The 5,330-nt window shown below is 74.7% G+C and carries 4 protein-coding genes; all 4 read left to right on the top strand.

All coding sequences use genetic code 11. From position 1 onward, the window contains the following. The first annotated feature begins 13 nt into the window (after positions 1–13). Positions 14–2,059, top strand: a complete 2,046-nt coding sequence (locus tag RIF68_RS26315; RefSeq protein ID WP_309053787.1) for a bifunctional aldolase/short-chain dehydrogenase — start codon at positions 14–16, stop codon at positions 2,057–2,059. Further along, complete coding sequence (locus tag RIF68_RS26320) at positions 2,056–3,540, top strand: rhamnulokinase family protein (RefSeq protein WP_309053784.1); 1,485 nt, start codon at positions 2,056–2,058, stop codon at positions 3,538–3,540. The genes RIF68_RS26315 and RIF68_RS26320 overlap by 4 nt, the downstream gene beginning before the upstream one ends. Further along, entirely contained in the window at positions 3,540–4,256 is a 717-nt protein-coding gene (locus RIF68_RS26325; RefSeq protein ID WP_309053785.1) for a (Fe-S)-binding protein, read from the top strand. The genes RIF68_RS26320 and RIF68_RS26325 overlap by 1 nt, the downstream gene beginning before the upstream one ends. Further along, positions 4,253–5,330: lactate utilization protein B (locus tag RIF68_RS26330; protein ID WP_309053786.1), on the top strand; the 1,078-nt coding region annotated here is incomplete at its 3' end. The genes RIF68_RS26325 and RIF68_RS26330, both read left to right, overlap by 4 nt.

Here is a 5,330-nt window from a genome sequence, read left to right on the forward strand (position 1 = left end):
CGGACGAACGCCCATGACCTCCGCCACTCCCTCCGAAGTCGCCGCGCTCCTCGCCCGCGCCCACCGGCTCGGCGCCGACCCCCGCACCACCAACTACGCGGGCGGCAACGCCTCCGCCAAGGGCACCGTCAGCGACCCCGTGACCGGCGGCGACGTGCCGCTCCTGTGGGTCAAGGGCTCGGGCGGCGACCTGGGCACGCTCACCGAGGACGGGCTCGCGGTGCTCCGCCTCGACCGGCTGCGCGCCCTGAAGGAGGTGTACCCGGGGGTCGGACGCGAGGACGAGATGGTCGCCGCCCTCGACCACTGCCTGTACGGGAAGGGCGGCGCGGCCCCTTCCATCGACACCGCCATGCACGGTCTGGTCGACGCCGCGCACGTCGACCATCTGCACCCGGACGCGGGCATCGCGCTCGCCTGCGCCGCCGACGGGGAGAAGCTCACCGCCGACTGCTTCGGCGACAGCGTCGTCTGGGTGCCGTGGCGCCGCCCCGGCTTCCAGCTGGGCCTGGACATCGCCGCCGTCAAGGAGGCGCATCCGGAGGCGATCGGCTGCGTCCTCGGCGGGCACGGCATCACGGCCTGGGGCGACACCTCCCAGGAGTGCGAGCGCCGCTCGCTGCACATCATCCGCACCGCCGAGGCCTTCCTCGCCGAGCGGGGCCGGCCCGAGCCCTTCGGGCCGGTCGTCGAGGGGTACGCGGCGCTGCCGGAGGCCGCCCGGCGGGAACGGGCCGCGGCCCTCGCCCCGTACGTCCGGGCGATCGCCTCCCAGGACGTGCCCCGCGTCGGCCACTTCACCGACTCGGAGACCGTGCTCGACTTCCTGGCCCGCGCCGCGCATCCGAAGCTCGCCGCGCTCGGCACCTCCTGCCCCGACCACTTCCTGCGCACCAAGGTCCGGCCGCTCGTCCTGGACCTGCCGGCCGACGCGCCCCTGGAGCGGACGGTGGCCCGGCTGCGCGAACTGCACACCGCCTACCGGGAGGAGTACACGGCCTACTACACGCGGCACGCCGGCGCCGGCTCGCCGCCGATGCGGGGCGCGGACCCGGCGATCGTCCTGGTGCCGGGCGTGGGCATGTTCTCCTTCGGGCCGGACGCGCAGGGCGCCCGGGTGGCGGGCGAGTTCTACGTCAACGCGATCAACGTGATGCGCGGGGCCGAGGCGGTCTCCTCGTACGCCCCGATCGAGGAGGCGGAGAAGTTCCGCATCGAGTACTGGGAGCTGGAGGAGGCGAAGCTGCGGCGGATGCCGGCGCCCCGCCCGCTGGCCGGCCGGGTCGCGCTGGTGACCGGGGCGGGCAGCGGCATCGGCCGGGCGGTGGCGCACCGGCTCGCCGCCGAGGGCGCCTGTGTGGTGGTCGCGGACCGTGACGCGGACGGGGCCGCGGCCGTGACGGAGGAGCTGGGCGGCCGGGACCGGGCGGTGGCCGTCACGGTGGACGTCACCTCGGAGGAACAGATCGCCACCGCCTTCCGGACCGCGCTCCTCGCCTTCGGCGGGGTCGATTTGGTCGTGAACAACGCCGGGCTCTCCCTCTCCAAGCCGCTGCTGGAGACCACGGCGGCGGACTGGGACCTCCAGCACGACGTGATGGCGCGCGGCTCCTTCCTGGTGTCCCGGGAGGCGGCGCGCGTCATGATCGCGCAGGGGCTCGGCGGGGACATCGTCTCCGTCGCCTCCAAGAACGCGGTCTTCGCCGGTCCTGACAACATCGCCTACTCCGCCGCCAAGGCCGACCAGGCCCATCAGGTGCGGCTGCTCGCCGCCGAACTGGGCCGGCACGGCATCCGCGTCAACGGCGTCAACCCGGACGGGGTGGTGCGGGGTTCGGGAATCTTCGCCGGCGGCTGGGGGGCGCGGCGCGCCGCCATGTACGGCATCCCCGAGGAGGAGCTGGGCGCCTTCTACGCGCGGCGGACCCTGCTGAGGCAAGAGGTGCTGCCGGAGCACGTGGCCGACGCGGTGTTCGCGCTGACCGGCGGGGACCTGAGCCGTACGACGGGACTGCTCGTCCCGGTGGACGCGGGCGTCGCCGCGGCGTTCCTGCGGTGAGCGGGCGGACGGAGACGTTCGCGGCGGTCGACCTCGGGGCCACCAGCGGCCGGGTGATCCTGGGGCGGGTGGGGCACGACACGCTCGGCCTCACCGAGGTGCACCGCTTCCCCAACGTGCCGGTGCGGCTGCCGGACGGTCTGCGCTGGGACGCCCTGGCCCTGTTCCGGGGCGTCCTCGACGGGCTGCGCGCGGCGGCGGCGCGGGGCCCGGTCGCGTCGGTGGGCGTGGACACCTGGGCGGTGGACCACGGGCTGCTCGACGCCGACGGGGTGCTGCTCGGGGCCCCGTTCCACTACCGGGACGGGCGGACGGAGGGGGTGGCGGAGCGGATCCGGGAGGCGGTCGGGGCGGCGGAGCTGTACCGGGTGACGGGCCTGCAGCACCTGGCGTTCAACACGCTCTTCCAGCTGGCCTCGGCCTCGGCGAGCGCCCACATGGCGGCGGCCAGGACGATGTTGCTGATGCCGGACCTGTTCACGTACTGGCTGACCGGGACGGTCGGGGCGGAGGTGACCAACGCGTCGACGACCGGGCTGCTCGACGCCCGCTCCGGCCGGTGGTCGGCGGAGCTGGCCGCCCGGGCGGGGATCGCGCCGGGGCTGCTGCCGCCGCTGCGCTCCCCCGGTGATCCCGCGGGCCCGGTCCTGCCGTACGTGGCCGAGGCGACCGGGCTCGCGCCGGGGACGCCGGTGACGACGGTCGCCTCGCACGACACCGCGTCGGCGGTGGCCGCCGTCCCGGCGACGGAACCGGAGGTGGCGTTCGTGTCCTGCGGCACCTGGTCGCTCGCCGGCCTCGAACTGCCGGCCCCGGTCCTCACCGAGGAGGCGCGGGCGGCGAACTTCAGCAACGAGCGGGGCGTCGACGGCACGGTCCGCTTCCTGCGGAACGTCATGGGCCTCTGGCTGTGGGAGGAGTGCCGGCGCACCTGGGAGGGCCGGGGCCACGCCGTGGACCTGCCGGCGCTGCTCGGCGCGGCGGAACGCGTGACGCCCTTCGCCTCGCTGATCGACCCCGACGCGCCCGAGTTCCTGGCCCCCGGTGACATGCCGGCACGGATCCGGGCGTACTGCCGGCGCACCGGGCAGCCGGTGCCGCAAAGCCCGGCGGAGGTGCTGCGCTGCGTCCTGGAGAGCCTGGCGCTCGCGCACCGGACGGTCCTGCGGCGGGCCGCCGCGCTCGCGGGCCGGTCCGTGCGCCGGATCCATCTGGTGGGCGGCGGCGCGCGGAACGCGCTGCTGTGCCGGCTGACCGCCGACGCCACCGGGCTGCCGGTCGTCGCGGGCCCGGCCGAGGCCACGGCCGTCGGCAACGTCCTGGTGCAGGCGCGGGCCGCCGGGCTGGTCGGGGACCTGCCCTCGATGCGCCGGCTCGTCGCGCGGACGCAGCCCCTGCGACACTACCTACCGCGGGGCGACGGCTCGGCCTGGGACCGTGCCGCCGCCCGACTGGAGCCGTCGTCCCCGAGGAACTGCTGATGCGCGTCGCCCTCTTCGTCACCTGCGTCAACGACGCCGTGTTCCCGGCGACGGGCGTGGCGACGGTCCGGCTCCTGGAGCGGCTGGGGGTCACGGTGGAATTCCCCGCGGCCCAGAGCTGCTGCGGGCAGCCACAGTTCAACACCGGATACCGGCGGGAGACGGAACCGCTGGTGCGGCGCACCGTGCGGGCCTTCGCCGGGTACGAGCACGTGGTGGTGCCCTCGGGGTCCTGCGCGGCGATGGTCCGCCACCACTATCCGCCGTTCGGACGACAGGCGGCGGAACTGGCGCCGCGCGTGTACGAGTTGACGGAGTTCCTGGTCGACGTCCTGGGGGTGACGGACGTGGGCGCGTACTTCCCGCACCGGGTGACGTACCACCCGTCCTGCCACGGTCTGCGGCTCCTCGGGCTCGGGGAGCGGCCGCGCCGGCTCCTGGAGGCGGTGAGGGGCCTGGACCTGGTGGAGCTGCCGGGCGCCGAGGAGTGCTGCGGCTTCGGCGGAACCTTCGCGGTGAAGAACCCGGACGTCTCCGCCGCGATGGGGGCGGACAAGTTGACGAACGCCCTGGCGACCGGTGCGGGTGTGCTGTGCGGCGCGGACAATTCCTGTCTGCTGCACCTGGGCGGCATGGCGAGCCGGCGGGGCGCGCCGCTGCGGACGGTGCACCTGGCGGAGATCCTGGCGAGCACGGAAGAGGAGCCCTGGCGGTGAGCGGAACCTTCGTCGGCATGCCGGCGTTCCCGGAGGCGGCGCGGGCGGCGGTCGGCGATCCGACGCTGCGCGCCAATCTGCGGCACGCGACCCACACGATCCGCGACAAGCGGGCACGGGCGGTGGCCGAACTGGACGACTGGGCGGAGCTGCGCGAGGCGGGCCGACGGATCAAGGACCAGACGCTCCGTCACCTCGACGCGTACCTGCTCCAGTTGGAGGAGGCGGTGACGGCGGCGGGCGGGACGGTGCACTGGGCGGCCGACGCGGCGGAGGCGAACGAGATCGTCACCTCCCTGGTACGCGCCACCGGGGAGACGGAGGTCGTCAAGGTCAAGTCCATGGCCACGCAGGAGATCGGGCTCAACGAACACCTGGCGGCGGAGGGGATCTCCGCGTACGAGACGGATCTGGCGGAGCTGATCGTGCAGCTCGGCGAGGACCGCCCCTCGCACATCCTGGTGCCGGCCATCCACCGCAACCGGGGGGAGATCCGGGACATCTTCCGCGCGCGGATGGGGGCCTGGGGGCGGCCGGCGCCGGAAGGGCTGGGGGACGCTCCGGCCGAGCTGGCCGAGGCGGCACGGCTGCATCTGCGGGAGAAGTTCCTGCGGGCGAAGGTCGGGATCTCGGGGGCCAACTTCATGGTGGCCGAGACCGGCACCCTCGTCGTGGTGGAGTCGGAGGGCAACGGCCGGATGTGCCTGACCCTGCCGGAGACCCTGATCTCCGTGGTCGGCATCGAGAAGGTGGTGCCGACCTGGCGGGACCTGGAGGTGTTCCTGCAGACCCTGCCGCGTTCCTCGACGGCTGAGCGCATGAACCCGTACACGAGCATGTGGACGGGGACGGCGGACGGCGACGGGCCGCGCGCCTTCCATCTGGTGCTGCTCGACAACGGGCGCACCGCCGCGCTCGCCGACGAGGTGGGGCGGCAGGCGCTGCGCTGCATCCGCTGTTCGGCCTGTCTCAACGTGTGCCCGCCGGCCCGCTCGTACACCGGGCACACGTACGGCTCGGTCTACCCGGGCCCGATCGGCGTCAGGACGGCGCAGCTGCGCGGTACCGCGAGCG

The organism is Streptomyces sp. (genome assembly GCF_031178505.1).
Taxonomy (GTDB): domain Bacteria; phylum Actinomycetota; class Actinomycetes; order Streptomycetales; family Streptomycetaceae; genus Streptomyces; species Streptomyces gulbargensis.

Excerpts from the sequence above, each read along its gene's own strand:
- RIF68_RS26315 (WP_309053787.1), top strand. The coding sequence starts at position 14 with ATGACCTCCGCCACTCCCTCCGAAGTCGCCGCGCTCCTCGCCCGCGCC.
- RIF68_RS26325 (WP_309053785.1), top strand. The coding sequence starts at position 3,540 with ATGCGCGTCGCCCTCTTCGTCACCTGCGTCAACGACGCCGTGTTCCCG.